This is a genomic window from Limnobacter sp. UBA7229, from assembly GCF_002473065.1.
GTDB lineage: Bacteria > Pseudomonadota > Gammaproteobacteria > Burkholderiales > Burkholderiaceae_B > Limnobacter > Limnobacter profundi.
This window is the reverse complement of record NZ_DKTN01000017.1, coordinates 69,704-82,930: the sequence shown is the minus strand read 5'-3', so window position 1 is coordinate 82,930 and position 13,227 is coordinate 69,704. Positions and strand designations below refer to the sequence as shown.

11 protein-coding genes are annotated in these 13,227 nt (G+C 51.6%); 8 read left to right on the top strand and 3 right to left on the bottom strand.

Annotation, left to right across the window (positions count from 1 at the left end):
* Positions 1-11 precede the first annotated feature (11 nt).
* The 3 genes from accB to B4C79_RS10030 form a co-directional block, all read right to left on the bottom strand.
* On the bottom strand, positions 12-479 hold the full coding sequence (accB, locus tag B4C79_RS10040; protein ID WP_105027231.1) for an acetyl-CoA carboxylase biotin carboxyl carrier protein: 468 nt from the start codon (positions 477-479) through the stop codon (positions 12-14).
* Between the two features lie 179 nt (positions 480-658).
* Positions 659-1,156, bottom strand: a complete 498-nt coding sequence (locus tag B4C79_RS10035) for a TlpA disulfide reductase family protein (RefSeq protein ID WP_291739505.1) — start codon at positions 1,154-1,156, stop codon at positions 659-661.
* Positions 1,153-1,764, bottom strand: a complete 612-nt coding sequence (locus B4C79_RS10030) for a UDP-N-acetylmuramate--alanine ligase (RefSeq protein WP_291739506.1) — start codon at positions 1,762-1,764, stop codon at positions 1,153-1,155. Before B4C79_RS10030 ends, B4C79_RS10035 begins: the two co-directional genes overlap by 4 nt.
* 62 nt (positions 1,765-1,826) lie before the next feature.
* Between B4C79_RS10030 and mpl the strand changes: the two genes are divergently transcribed.
* The 8 genes from mpl (at position 1,827) to B4C79_RS09990 (ending at position 13,217) form a co-directional block, all read left to right on the top strand.
* On the top strand, positions 1,827-3,218 hold the full coding sequence (mpl, locus tag B4C79_RS10025) for a UDP-N-acetylmuramate:L-alanyl-gamma-D-glutamyl-meso-diaminopimelate ligase (RefSeq protein ID WP_291739507.1): 1,392 nt from the start codon (positions 1,827-1,829) through the stop codon (positions 3,216-3,218).
* A complete protein-coding gene (locus B4C79_RS10020) occupies positions 3,215-3,859 on the top strand; it encodes a YqiA/YcfP family alpha/beta fold hydrolase (RefSeq protein WP_291739508.1) in 645 nt (214 codons plus the stop codon). Before mpl ends, B4C79_RS10020 begins: the two co-directional genes overlap by 4 nt.
* Positions 3,856-4,419: a chorismate--pyruvate lyase family protein gene (locus B4C79_RS10015; RefSeq protein WP_171100508.1), complete on the top strand. Its 564-nt coding sequence runs from the start codon at positions 3,856-3,858 to the stop codon at positions 4,417-4,419. The genes B4C79_RS10020 and B4C79_RS10015 overlap by 4 nt, the downstream gene beginning before the upstream one ends.
* A gap of 8 nt (positions 4,420-4,427) precedes the next feature.
* Positions 4,428-6,443 carry a ribonuclease catalytic domain-containing protein gene (locus tag B4C79_RS10010; protein WP_291739509.1) on the top strand — a complete coding sequence of 672 codons (2,016 nt, stop codon included), beginning with the start codon at positions 4,428-4,430 and terminating at the stop codon, positions 6,441-6,443.
* Positions 6,440-7,273 carry an energy transducer TonB gene (locus B4C79_RS10005; protein WP_291739510.1) on the top strand — a complete coding sequence of 278 codons (834 nt, stop codon included), beginning with the start codon at positions 6,440-6,442 and terminating at the stop codon, positions 7,271-7,273. Before B4C79_RS10010 ends, B4C79_RS10005 begins: the two co-directional genes overlap by 4 nt.
* Positions 7,274-7,288: 15 nt before the next feature.
* Positions 7,289-8,188, top strand: a complete 900-nt coding sequence (gene aroE / locus B4C79_RS10000) for a shikimate dehydrogenase (RefSeq protein WP_291751479.1) — start codon at positions 7,289-7,291, stop codon at positions 8,186-8,188.
* Positions 8,185-8,934, top strand: coding sequence for a monofunctional biosynthetic peptidoglycan transglycosylase (mtgA, locus tag B4C79_RS09995; RefSeq protein WP_171100501.1), 750 nt, complete (start codon positions 8,185-8,187; stop codon positions 8,932-8,934). Before aroE ends, mtgA begins: the two co-directional genes overlap by 4 nt.
* A gap of 458 nt (positions 8,935-9,392) precedes the next feature.
* Positions 9,393-13,217 (top strand): SIR2 family protein, encoded by a 3,825-nt coding sequence (locus tag B4C79_RS09990; RefSeq protein ID WP_291751476.1) that lies wholly within the window; start codon positions 9,393-9,395, stop codon positions 13,215-13,217.
* The last annotated feature ends 10 nt before the right edge of the window (positions 13,218-13,227 follow it).

The following is a 13,227-nucleotide window of genomic DNA, read 5'->3' as shown; positions in this document are numbered from 1 at the left end:
CGGCTCCTGTTCTATTCAATGACGAATAGAGCTTGACCAAACTCCACGGGTTGACCGTTTTCGACCAGGATGGCCTTCACAACACCTGACTTGTCGCACTCAATTTCGTTGAGCAACTTCATGGCTTCAATAATGCAGATGGTTTGGCCTTCCTTCACAGTGCTGCCAATTTCAACGAAATTGGAGGCGCCGGGGCTGGGTGCGCGGTAAAACGTGCCCACCATGGGTGAAGTTACTTTGTGGCCGGCATCGGCTGGTGCCGCTGCCGGTGCCTCTGTGGCTGCAGGCGTTGCTGCTGCGACAGCGGGTGCAGCCATGGCTGCTGGTGCTTGCTGCATCATTTGCTGCGGCATGGCCATGGTGTACTGGGGCTGGCTTTTGACAATTCGTACCTTGCCTTCGCCTTCGGTCACTTCCAGTTCGGAAATGTCAGATTCGGCGACCAGGTCGATCAATGTTTTTAGCTTTCTGAGGTCCATTTACTTGCTCCATCTAGGGAGGTTGGTTTTGTATGGCAGTACACAACCAAGCGCGAGGTGAATTGAGCCTAACTTCGTTTAGTGTGCACTGAAAATCAATTATTTTCCACCTTGGAGGGCATTGGTGAACCTTGCTTCGCGGTTCGCCCAAATCAGGCGTTGCGTGAGCATACCCGATTTTAACGTTGCAGTGCGTTAGTGATAGTACTCATCTGTATTCTGCCGGCTTCTCTCAACAATTCATTACCATTTTCGTCCAAAATGACTGTAAATGGTAATCCGCCCTGTTGATTGCCGAGCGCTTTTCCAAGTTCTGTACCTGTCATGCCTGCAAGCACGATCGGGTAATTTACAGGTGTTTTTTGCAGAAATTGCTGTACGTTACCGGCAGAATCAATTGCGATCCCGATCAGTTCCACATTCTGGGCCTGAAGCTGCGGGTACAGCTCGTCCAGTTCCGGCATTTCTTCCACGCAGGGTGGGCACCAGGTGGCCCAGAAGTTAAGAACAACCACCTTTCCTTTCAATGCGCCAAGGTCGAGAGATCCGCCTTGGGGCGTGTCAAAGGTATAACCACTTAATGGGTAATCAGGACCACTTTGTGGTTTCAGCCCAAAATAAAGGCCAATTGCCAAGGCAAGAACCGCGGTCACGATGGGGATGAGTTTGTTTTTCATGGTGCTTCTATTTGGCTTATCAAACGGGTCAAGCCCGCTGTATCAGTTTGAAAAAGGGTTCCGTCAGGTGCTTGCCTGTTAAGCAGGCCACGGCGTTGTACCGGGCTGGCCACGCCCAATTGAAACCAACGCTGTTTCCAGCGAAAGGCCACGGCGGGGAATGATTTGCCAGCCAGCAAGGCGTCTTCGCAGGCGTCGAAATTGATATTTTGGTTTAACAACCAGTAATCCACTTCTTTTTCGTCGTCGGCAAAGGCAATGATGTGAACATCTGAATGTGCGCTACCTGTACCATTCACGGCCGCACCATACACAATGGGCTCGAATTGCTGAATTCCTTGCATGAATTGGAGTGCAACTTCGCGCAATTCGTTCAATTCACCGGGCTGGCTGTCGGCTTGAAACAGGGCTTGATAGGCGCGCAGTTCGTCTTGTATGTCTTGATCGGAGGGAAGCCGTTCACGGGGCACACGCTGTTTTCCAAAGAGGGCTTTCACGGCCTGATTGCGTGCAGTGGCGTAGTCCAAGCCTTCCTCGGCGATCAATCGGGCGGCGGTCATCGCAATTTCTATGCGAAGTTCGTCTTGCGGGGCGAAGAATTCTTCCATACCGGCAGTGTATCCAAATTCACAGGCACTACAATATGGGCTTGTTCTGAAAGGAAGAAAGAATGCACATCCACATTCTCGGGATTTGTGGCACCTTCATGGGCGGTGTCGCCCAGTTGGCCAAGTCCCTGGGCCACACCGTGACCGGTTGCGACGCCAATGTTTACCCTCCCATGAGCACCCAGCTAACCCAAGCCGGTATTGAATTGACCGAGGGTTTTGGTGTGGAACAGCTGGCGATCAAGCCTGACCTGTGGGTAGTTGGCAATGTGGTTTCACGCGGTAACCCACTGATGGAAGCCATTTTGAACCAGGGGCTGGCTTACACCAGTGGCCCGCAGTGGGTTGGCGAACACATTTTGCGCGGTCGCAAGGTGTTGGCTGTGGCGGGTACGCATGGCAAAACCAGCACCAGTTCCATGTTGGCCTGGGTGTTGCAGCAGGCGGATTTGAACCCCGGATTTTTGATTGGCGGTGTGCCGGGTGGCTTTGGTGTGTCGGCCACACTGGGGCAGGGCGACTGCTTTGTGATTGAAGCCGACGAATACGACACTGCGTTCTTCGACAAGCGTTCCAAGTTTGTGCATTACCGCCCCGTGGTGGCTGTGTTGAACAACCTGGAGTTTGACCACGCCGATATTTTCCCCGATCTTGCTGCGATTGAAACCCAATTTCACCACCTGGTGCGCACCGTGCCGTCGGAAGGGAGGGTGGTTTGTCCTGCCAATACCGAGTCACTGGAGCGAGTACTGAAACGGGGTTGCTGGACACCAGTTGAGCGTTTTTCCGCCAATGGCGATGAAGCCCCCTGGCAAGCCCGCGTGTTGGGTGCCTCGCGATTTGAAGTGTTGATGAATGGAGAGGCGAAAGGCCTGGTGGAATGGGACTGGTCGGGCTTGCACAATGTGAACAATGCCTTGGCGGTGATTGCTGCTGCGCATGCTGTTGGCGTGAAGGTAACGGATGCATGCAAGGCTTTGAGCGAATTCCCGGGTGTAAAGCGCCGCATGGAATTGCGCGGCGAAGCGGCGGGTGTCAAGGTGTACGACGATTTTGCGCATCACCCCACCGCCATTGCCACCACGCTGGAGGGTGCGAAAGCCCGAATGACAGAAATTGCTGCAGGGGCGGGTGTACCCACGGGCAACTTGATTGCGCTGTTTGAGCCCCGTTCCAACACCATGAAAATGGGAACACTTGCACAAGCCCTGCCAGCTTCATTTGACGAAGCGCAAGCTGTGGTGTGTTACACCGCGGGCATTCAATGGAATGTGCGTGATACTTTGGGCAGCGTGGGCGAGCGGCTGTTCACCAGCGATGACTTGAACGAAGTGATCGACCATGTTGTTTCCCTGGCGCAGCCCGGTGACTGGGTAGTGGCCATGAGCAATGGTTCGTTTGGCGGCATTCATCAAAAGCTGATCGAAGCCTTGGCCACACGGGTGCGGGCTTGACGCCATTTGCCCTCAATAGCCCCGGCGGCTTTGCGCGCACTTCAGGCGTAGCTGACCTGGTGGTGTATCTGCATGGTTTTCGTTCGTCGTCCAGGTCTGTAAAGGCCCAGAAGATGATCGATTGTTTTGACCAAGCTGGTTTAAGCAGCAACTTGTGGGTGCCCGATTTGCCGGCCTCGCCTGCGCGGGCCATGGCCATGATCGAGCAGCACCTGGATGCGCGTTTGCAAAGCCAGCCCGAGTTGTCATTAACCTTTATTGGCAGTTCTCTTGGCGGTTATTACGCCACGGTGTTGGGCGAATTGTACGCTCAGGCTTCGATTGTGTTGTTGAACCCGGCCATCAAGCCTTATGACGATTTGCAAGACCAAATCGGCAAAAAGAAAGTGTATTTTTCTGATGAAGAAATCGAATTTGTACCCGCCTACCTGGGCGATTTAAAAGCCATGGAGCAAACCAGCCTGACAAACCCGCAACGTTACTTTTTGGTGGCTGCGCGTGACGATGAGGTGCTGAACTGTGACACCATGCTGGCGCGTTACCTCGGTGCACACCAACTTCACCTCCTCGGTTCTGATCACGCCTTGAGCGATTTCGATGAAATATTGCCCTTCGTGAAACTGGCTGTGGGTTTGCCATGAGCGGTGGTGTCGCATGGAGCAGGCATTGCCCGCCAAGCTGGCCTGTGTGGGCCCGAAACTGGGTGAGTACCCCCGGTTCGCTCACCCAGCGTTTGGTGCGCCTGAACCAAGGGTTTAAAGTAGAGCCTGTTGTGCAAGCCAAGGTGTTGATCAAACACGGGCCTGGCGCCAGGGGGCAAAGTGTAACAGGGCAAATGATGCGCCAGAGACTGGTGCGTTTGCATGTGAACAACGCGCCTGTGGTGCTGGCCCAAACTTTGGTTGAAATGGATGGCCCAGTGAATGATTGGCATTTTTGGCGGGGTTTGGGCACCCGCTCATTGGGCACGGTGTTGTTTTCCGACCCGCAGGTAAAGCGGGGCAAACTTTATTTTGCACGTTTGCCTTTGCAGCAGCCTTGGGTGCAACGCTTGTTGCCCCCGGCGATGAAAGCCGAGATGAACAGACAGGGCAACGGCCGTGTGTGGTACGCCCGTTGTGCGCGCTTTTCGCGCAAGCCCAACAGAACACCGTTGTGGGTGATGGAAGTATTCCTGCCCCAACTTGAACACTATCTTTAGGACAGTTGATGAATTTGTATTACGAAGAGGCCGGAGCCTTCAAAGTGGGCCGAGTGCTTCAAGAGCAGGGCAACGCCTATCAGGTCGAAACCTTGCATGGCAAGCGCACCAAGGTGAAATCCAACAGTGTGATGCTGAAGTTTGATGCGTTGGAATGTGCTGAGTTCCATGCGCAGGTTGAGGCCTTGGCCAAAGAAGTGGACACCGAGTTTTTGTGGGAATGTTCGCCTGAAGGTGAGTTTGATTTCACAGCCATGGCCCAGGAATATTTTGGCGAAAAGCCCACCGTGGTGCAGCAGGCAGCTACCCTTGCGGCTTTGCATGCTGCGCCCATTCATTTTCATCGCAAAGGCAAGGGCATGTACCGTGCAGCCCCGCCAGAAATCTTGCAGGCTGCATTGGCGGGTCTGGAGAAAAAGCGCTTGGCGGCTGAGCAGCAACAGGCTTGGGCCGATGCCTTGGTGCGCCGTGAACTACCCGATGGTTTTGCAAAACAGGCAGCCACACTGCTGGTGCGCCCGGATAAAAACAGCGCTGAATACAAAGCATTGATGTTGGCCTGCACAGAAGCCGGCCGGTCGCCCGATGTGTTGTTGATTGAATGTGGTGCCTTCAAATCGGTACATGAAATGATGCGCGCACGTTTTGCGGCGGTGTATTTTCCCAAAGGGCCGGAAATTGATTTGCCTGCGCCCGAAGTGCCCGCCGAGTTGGCAGAGTTGCCCGTGGCCAATGTGCGTGCTTTCTCGATTGATGACATTTCAACCACGGAAATTGATGATGCATTCAGCGTTGTGTGGCTGGATGAAAAACGCGCGCGCATTGGCGTGCACATTGCAGCGCCTGCGCTCTTGATTTCGCGCGGCAGTCCCTATGACCGCGTGGCCCGCGAGCGCCTGTCCACTGTGTATGCGCCCGGTGACAAAATCACCATGCTGCCCGGTCAGGTGGTTGAACTGGCCACCCTGGCTGAAGGGCGTACCGTTCCATCGGTCAGTATTTACGTTGAAGTAAGTACTGAAACTGGTGAACTGATCAACGAGCCCTACAGCGCCATTGAGCAAGTGCCCATGGCAGCGAACTTGCGCCACAATCACCTGGATGCGGCTTTGTCCAAAGAGGTATTGGAAGACCCCGATTTGCATGCGCTTGAGGTGGTGGGCGAGTTTTTTCCAGCATTGAAAATGCTGTGGAAAAGTTCGTGTGTGCTGCGAATGGAGCGCGAAATTGTGCGCGGGCAGCCTGAGAAGCACACGCGCATTGATTTCAATTTCTATGTGAGCGATGACGGAACCGTTGAAATTCAACCACGCCGCCGCGATGCACCACTGGATTTGTTGGTGGCCGAGTGGATGATTTACGTGAACCGTGAATGGGGTGGCATGCTGGACGAATGCAAGGTCACCGGCATTTATCGTGTGCAGCCGCCCATGGGTCGCGTGCGAATGTCGACCCATGCTGCCCCACACGTGGGTTTGGGCGTGCCGCAATACGCATGGAGTACGTCGCCATTGCGCCGTTATGTTGATTTGGTGAACCAGCAGCAATTGATTTCGCTGCTTCGCCAGGAACCACCGGTGTACACCGCAACCGATGCGGAATTGCTATCAGCAGTGAACAGTTTTGATGTGACTTACAAAGCCTATGCTGAATTTCAGCAAAGCATGGAACGCTACTGGTGCCTGCGCTGGATTCAGCAAAAGGGCCGCAAGCAGTTTGACGGTGTGGTGGTGAAAGACGAACTGGTGCGCCTGGACGACATTCCCCTGTTTGTTCGTCTGGTGGGCGTTACTTCGCCAGGCCGCGGCGTGCAGGTTGAGGTTGAGTTGGATCAGGTGGATGAACTCACCTTGACTGTTTCCTGCAAATTGATTGCTTTGAAGAAAGGAACGCCCACACGTTTGCTCGATGATGATGAGGAAGAGGAAATTGAACTTCCGCAGGCACCAGTGGCTGTGGTTGATGCAGGTGAGTCAGAGGGGCTGAGTCCGCCTGACGATTCCGTGGGAGGTTCAGCGGCTTGAATTCGCTGCGTGCACCAATTGGCGAGATAAACCTGAAAAAGGCACTGGTGTTGTCGGTGTTTCTTCACGCCTTGTTGTTGCTGGTGCATTTCTCAAAACCTAAAGCAGACACCGCTTTTAGCCGTCCGCTTGAGGTGATTTTGGTGAACGCGCAATCGCAAAAAACACCCACCGACGCCAAGGTGCTTGCACAGGTTGCGCTGGATGGTGGCGGGCAAGCCGACAAGGGCCGAGCGACCACCTTGCCCGGGCAAGCCGACGACAAGGTCAACCAGCGCGAACTGATTGCCAGCCAGGAGCGGCTCAAGGAACTGGAGGCCTTGCAGCGAAATTTGGCCGGTGCGGAGTTGCGCACCACACCGCAAAACGAATTGTTGGACACTCGCCCTGGCAATGATCCGAAAAGCCAGCGCGCGCTTGAAATAAAACGGTTGCAGGCTCAAATTGCCGACAACATCAAAAGCTACAACGAGCGTCCTCGCAAGCATTTTTTCTCGCCACGCACCTCGCCCTATGCCTTTGCAATTTACGAGGAAGCCTGGCGCGCCAAAGTAGAACAGGTGGGCAATGCAAATTACCCCGATGAACTGAAGGGCCGTATTTACGGCAAGCTGAGGTTGACGGCCTATGTGCGCGCAGACGGCACGCTGGAAGACGTGGAGGTAGACCGTTCCTCGGGCTCAGCCGTGCTGGACCGGGCCGCATTGAGAATTTTAAGAATGTCGACACCCTTTCCGCCTTTCCCTTCAGAGATGCGACAGAAGGCCGATATTTTGGCGATTACCCGCACTTGGGTGTTCAGCCGTGACACCATCAGCACAGAGTACTAAGGGCATGGAGATTTCGTGTTGAATGCATTAATCCATCAGGCAGATCGCTACGTTGTAATTGGCAATCCAATTGCACACAGCATGTCGCCTTTCATTCATTCCAATTTTGCAGCGCAGCTTGGTTTGCCCCTGCAATATGAAAGCGTGCTGGCGCCCTTGGATGGATTTGCGCAAACAGTGGCTGCGCTGCAAGCGGCTGGTGTGAAAGGGGCCAACGTGACCGTGCCCTTCAAGCTGGACGCCTTTGCACTGGCCAGTGCCTCACCCAATTCTCTGACACCCGCGGCTGAATTTGCGCAGGCAGCCAATACTCTGAAATTCAATGCCAATGGCACGGTGCTGGCGGATAACACCGATGGCGGCGGCTTGTGCCGCGATTTGAACCGGCAGTTAAATACCCTGGGTTTGCACCTGGAGCAATGCCAGGTATTGATGATTGGTGCTGGTGGCGCTGCCAGTGGTTGCGTTGCGGCTTTTCAGCAAGCGGGTGTTCAGCACCTTACGGTACTTAACCGAACTGTGGACAAAGCGCGCCAGCTGGCGCAGCGTGCGGAGGCCATTGACCTTCCGGCGGCGGGTGGCGGGCTGGATACACCGCCATCACATTTTGATTTGCCCGGTACGCCTGTCGTGATTGTCAATGCCTCCTCAAGCAGTTTGAAAGGGGACGTACCCGCACTTCACCCGGATTGGTACGAGCGTGCCGTGCTGGTGTACGACATGATGTATGCCGCCGAGCCCACAGCGTTCATTCGATCTCTCAGCAAGCTGGATTTACCATGCAGCGATGGTTTGGGTATGTTGGTGTTTCAAGCCCAACTCGCTTTTGAGGTGTGGACCGGGCAGTCACCCAATGCACTTGAAACCTTAACCAAAGTTCGGCAAGCCTTGCTTGCCAAAGCAAAACAACAATGACCATGGCGCGCAGAAAATCCTCTCCTGGCGGCAGCAAGCGTAAATTCAGTCTGAATCCATTGGTTTGGCTGTGGCGAATTTTCTTTTGGGGGTTTTGTGCTGTCGTGTTGTTGCAGCTTTGGTATTTGGCACAAATTGCGGTGTGGACGCATGTGAACCCCAGCAGCACCAGTTTCATGCAAACCCGTTTGGCTGAAATTCGCAAGACCGAGCCTGGTTTTCAGCTTAAACACGAGTGGGTGCCTTACGACAAAATTTCCCTGAATTTAAAGCGTGCCGTAATCGCCGCTGAAGACAGCGGGTTCATGACCCACAAGGGTGTGGAAATGGAAGCGATCCAACTGGCCATCAAGCGCAATGAGAGACGCGGCAGGGTGACACACGGTGGTTCTACCATTACCCAGCAATTGGCCAAGAACCTGTTCTTGACCAGCAAGCGAAGCTATGTTCGCAAAGGTCAGGAATTGGTCATCGCCTTGATGATTGAGGCGCTTTGGGACAAACGCCGTATTCTGGAGGTGTACCTGAATGTGGTGGAGTGGGGCAATGGCGTGTATGGTGCGCAGGCTGGTGCGAAACACCACTATGGTGTCAGTGCCGCACAATTAAACAGTTACCAGGCGGCGCGCATGGCGGGCATGTTGCCAGCGCCACGCTATTTTGACAAACGCAGAAATTCACCTTTCCTGGCTCGAAAAACCGGAACCCTTCAAAAGCGCATGTACCAAGTGACTGTGCCGAAGTAATGCGTCTACGTTTACTTGTTCAGGTGCATACCCTTTTGCGCCAGAAAGCCTGAGTTCCCCCTTGAAGACGATTAACCACCCTGAGCGCCCCCGCTAACAAAGCGGGCGGGCTGCGCTCCCGGCGTTGCCGAACGGGAGGTGAATCGACTACAAGGGCAGGCTTTCTTGAATGGCGCTGCAAGGGCATTGCTACCTGAACAAGCAAAAAGGCGTTACTTCGGCAACGAAATATTTGTTTGAGAATGCGTTTGAATGTGTTTATTTTTGACGAATATTGGAATGAATTCTGAGCGCGGGCAGATAGTCTGGCCGGATTGTCTAACTTGGTAGTTTGAGTTGGTGAAGTTACAGTGTGATAGCAGTGTAGTGACGCTACGAGGTGTGCACGCAAGAGCAGAATTTCTGGGAAACTAGATTTATTGTGATCTATTCAAACAACTGGTGATTCAATTCAAGTTATGAGATTCCACGCTGACGGCCCGATCATTCCCGACATACTTTTGAATCGTTGTGATGAGGGTCGTGTGGTGTTTCTTTGCGGTGCGGGAGTATCTGTACCGTCAAATATGCCTGATTTTGTAAAACTTACTGAGTGCGTAATCAATTTCTTTGACCCTTCAGCTGACTCGGAAATCAGGATTGCATTTCAGCCTTGGTTGGATGAAAAACAGAAAGGGAACGAGTCTTCCTTAAAAACTCCACTAGACCAGATATTCAATCTTCTCCATATGGAGTACGGTAAACATGAAGTTAATCAGTTGGTGGCAAGACGGCTAAGTGCCAAGCCTTCCGGCAAGATTGGACATGAGCATGGGTTGATCAAGCGAATTTCTAAAAGCGCCAAAGGAATTCCGCAGATCGTAACCACTAATTTTGATCGCTTGTTTGAGGGGCGCGATCAAGAGGAGCACACATATGAACCGCCAGCTTTTCCTGATCTTGGATACGGTTCAAGTATCGAGGGTATTACATATCTGCACGGAAAGTTGCAAGACCCTGATTCTGAAAGTCATCCATATGTACTGAGTAGTGCAGATTTTGGTCGAGCCTATCTTTCTGAAGGTTGGGCGACAAAATTTATTCGAGATCTATTGGGTCGATATACCGTAGTGTTGCTAGGCTATAAAGCGGAAGACCCACCGATTAAATACCTCCTACAAGGCCTTAACCATGATGGAAAATATGACCGATCCAGGTTGTATGCGTTTGATAAAGGTCCTCCTGAAGAAATAGAAGCAAAGTGGCATGATCTTGGTGTAACGGCGATAGCCTTTCCTGATTTTCCAAAGTTGTGGGAGAGCATACAAGCTTGGGCTGAACGCGCTGATGACCCTCGTAAATGGCGAGAGTCGGTGATCGCCAAGACTCAACAAGACCCAAAAGATTTGGCGGCTCATGAGCGTGGGCAAGTAGCACATGTTTTACGCACGGTACAGGGCGCGAAATTATTCTCCCAGGCAGATCCAGCTGCAAATCCAGAATGGGTGTGTGTGATGGATGCGATGGTGCGTTCCGCGGAGCAGGTTGAGGGGTATGGTGAAGATACAGAGGTTTTTGATCCCAGGGCGGCTTACGGCCTTGATGACGATTTAGAAGATTTTTCTGATGATAAAAATAAATCACCTGTTAACAACGACGATCTTTTGATTTGGAGAGAGGGAGATGGCAATCCGCATGATTTTCACCGGATAGGTGGAAGGCGGCCTGAAGGTTTTGAGCCGCTTTCTGCCAGGTTAGGTCACTTGATTACATGGTTTGCTAAGTCCATTCATAGTCCGGTGCTGGCTTGGTGGGTGATTCGTCAAACAGGTATACATCCCCGATTGTTGAGAGAACTTGGAGGGGAAATCGAACGTTCAAAAAATTTACATTCGCGAGCTCGACATATTTGGAATCTGATTCTTGAGGCGCAACGTGATCCTCGAAATAGGGCTCATCAAGATCGGAATTGGTTCGATTTCAAAAACAAAGTTGCAAGTGAAGGCTGGACTTCTCATGTTCTGAGGGACTTCCGAAAATTTGCAACTCCAAGGTTGGATGTTAAAGCGCCTTATGGCTTGAGTAAGGCTAAACCACCTCAGGACGATTGGCAGCATGTTGATCTCGGAGGACTAGGTCAATTCGAAGTGAAGTTCCTTGAGCGTTATAACGAAGATGTAGAAGTACCTGATGAGGTCTTGCCTGAAGTATTTGGCATCATTGAGGCGCAGTTTAGGGTGGTGTCAGGCCTGCTTAAGGATATCGATAGGGATATTTACAATTTTGAGCTACCTACTTGCTACCCTGATCGAGATGTTGAGGGGGAAGTTCATGTAGAAGAAAGTGCGCAATCTGTGACTTGGTTCATCCAGCTTTTTGACCGGATGGTTGCGGAATATCCAGAGTTAGCCCGTGCGCATGTAACGACTTGGCCAATTGCAGATCCTTTATTCTATGGAAGGTTAAAGCTGTATGCGTTTAACAAAGTAGAATTATTTGAAGCGGATTATGTTGCTGAGCAAGTGTTGTGTATTCAGCAAGAAATTTTCTGGGATAGCGATCTGGTTCGAGAGCTTGTGTTCTTGCTGATTGATCGATGGCATGAGTTCTCTATTGATCATAAAAGTCGATTGATGAAGAGAATTCTTGAAGGGCCTGACAAGCGCTCCTACTGGTCTGATGATGAATATCCTAAATTACGAGATGAGTCTGCCGCCAGCTACGCAAGATATATTCAATTACACGGATGTGAGCTAACGGTAGACCATACTAAAAAACTCGCAGAATTGATCGAAAAGCTTCCAGAATGGCGTGAAAGCTGGGCTTCATCAATTGCAATCAAACAGGGCTCTTCAGGCGGATGGGTGTCCACCGACGAAAATCCAGATGAAATTTTAAGCCTTCCAGTGGGGGAATTGGTTAGTAAAGCCAAGGAGGCGTCAAAGCGGGATTTGTTTAGTCTCACCGATAAAAGACCGTTTATTGGTTTGGTTAAATCCAATCCGAGAAAGGCACTTGCGGCGCTTACAATTTCTGGAAAAAAGGGGGAGTTCCGGGAAGATTTCTGGTCGGAAATGATCAATCACTTTCCCGAGGAAGTAAGGCCGCGGTTAAGGCTGGTTTTCTTGAGGCGATTATCGCGTTTACCTCATTCGCTGATAGTAGAACTCCGCTTTACATTGGGACGATGGTTTGAAAAGAACCTTAATGTCATTCTGAAGTTTGATGAAGCCCTAGGTTGGGCTTTGTACGATCACATCGTTGATGGAATTATGAGTGGCGGAGCAGACGCTACTGGGAGTAGCCGTGGTGAAGTGACTTTGAGGGGAAAAGTCATTCAACAATCCCGGCGAACTTATGATCATGCAATTAATGGTCCCATCGGTATGTGTACGGAAGCTCTTTTCCGTGTCGTGACGGTAGAAAAGCTGGAGGCGGGTTCGCTTATTCCGGGGCACATCAAATCTCGTGTCGAACGTCTTTTTTCGGCAGTTGGGGAAGGCTCGGATCATGCGGTTTCAGTAACTTGCCGAAGGCTCAACTGGTTGATGTTCATCGATCCAGGTTGGAGCAATACGCAGTTGATTCCTATGCTGAATTTCCAACATCCTCGTTCAGAAGCTGCATGGAACGGATTCTTACATAGTGGGAATATACCTAGCCCACCTTTGTTGGAAATAATTAAACCGCAGTTACTTGGACTTTTCCCAAAGATTGAAGAGTTTTCTTGGGGTGGCAAATTAGCAAATGTAGCTGCCCGGTGGCTAGGTTGGTTGCGGGTTTTTGCTTGGGATAAGTCTTACGGTTTATCGTGTAATGAAATGCGTTCAATTCTTCGGGCAATGTCGGAAAGTACCCGGAATCAATTTATCTTCTGGCTGAGCCAGGTGGGACGTCACAAGGAGAATGACTGGAATAAACACGTTCTTCCATTGATTGAAGAAGATTGGCCAAGAGAGCGGCGATATAGGACTATGGCAGCCACTGAAGCGTGGGTTAATTTACTTGGCGAGACTGGGGTGAATTTTCCAAGTGTCTATGAGGCGGTGAAAAAATTCTTGGTGCCCTTGGAGACAAATAGTCACTCACTATATCGTTTCATAAGGGAAGCCGCTGGCGAGCAGCCGATCACGGTCTTGTTTCCGGAAAAGACTTTGGACTTAATGAACAGAATTACGCCAGATACGCTCGGCCCCCTTGCGTATGAGTTACCGAAAGTTCTTGCATTAATTTCAGAAACTAAGCCTGACCTGACCTCTGACCCGCGTTATTTGCGTCTTATTGATCTGCTTGAGCGGACTTGAAAATCTTGAG

What these genes read in the sequence shown, in the direction of transcription:
- B4C79_RS10015 (WP_171100508.1), top strand. Translation starts at nt 3,856, where the DNA reads ATGAGCGGTGGTGTCGCATGGAGCAGGCATTGCCCGCCAAGCTGGCCT.
- B4C79_RS10035 (WP_291739505.1), bottom strand. Translation starts at nt 1,156, where the DNA reads ATGAAAAACAAACTCATCCCCATCGTGACCGCGGTTCTTGCCTTGGCA.
- mtgA (WP_171100501.1), top strand. Translation starts at nt 8,185, where the DNA reads ATGACCATGGCGCGCAGAAAATCCTCTCCTGGCGGCAGCAAGCGTAAA.
- B4C79_RS10010 (WP_291739509.1), top strand. Translation starts at nt 4,428, where the DNA reads ATGAATTTGTATTACGAAGAGGCCGGAGCCTTCAAAGTGGGCCGAGTG.
- accB (WP_105027231.1), bottom strand. Translation starts at nt 479, where the DNA reads ATGGACCTCAGAAAGCTAAAAACATTGATCGACCTGGTCGCCGAATCT.
- B4C79_RS09990 (WP_291751476.1), top strand. Translation starts at nt 9,393, where the DNA reads ATGAGATTCCACGCTGACGGCCCGATCATTCCCGACATACTTTTGAAT.
- mpl (WP_291739507.1), top strand. Translation starts at nt 1,827, where the DNA reads ATGCACATCCACATTCTCGGGATTTGTGGCACCTTCATGGGCGGTGTC.
- B4C79_RS10030 (WP_291739506.1), bottom strand. Translation starts at nt 1,764, where the DNA reads ATGGAAGAATTCTTCGCCCCGCAAGACGAACTTCGCATAGAAATTGCG.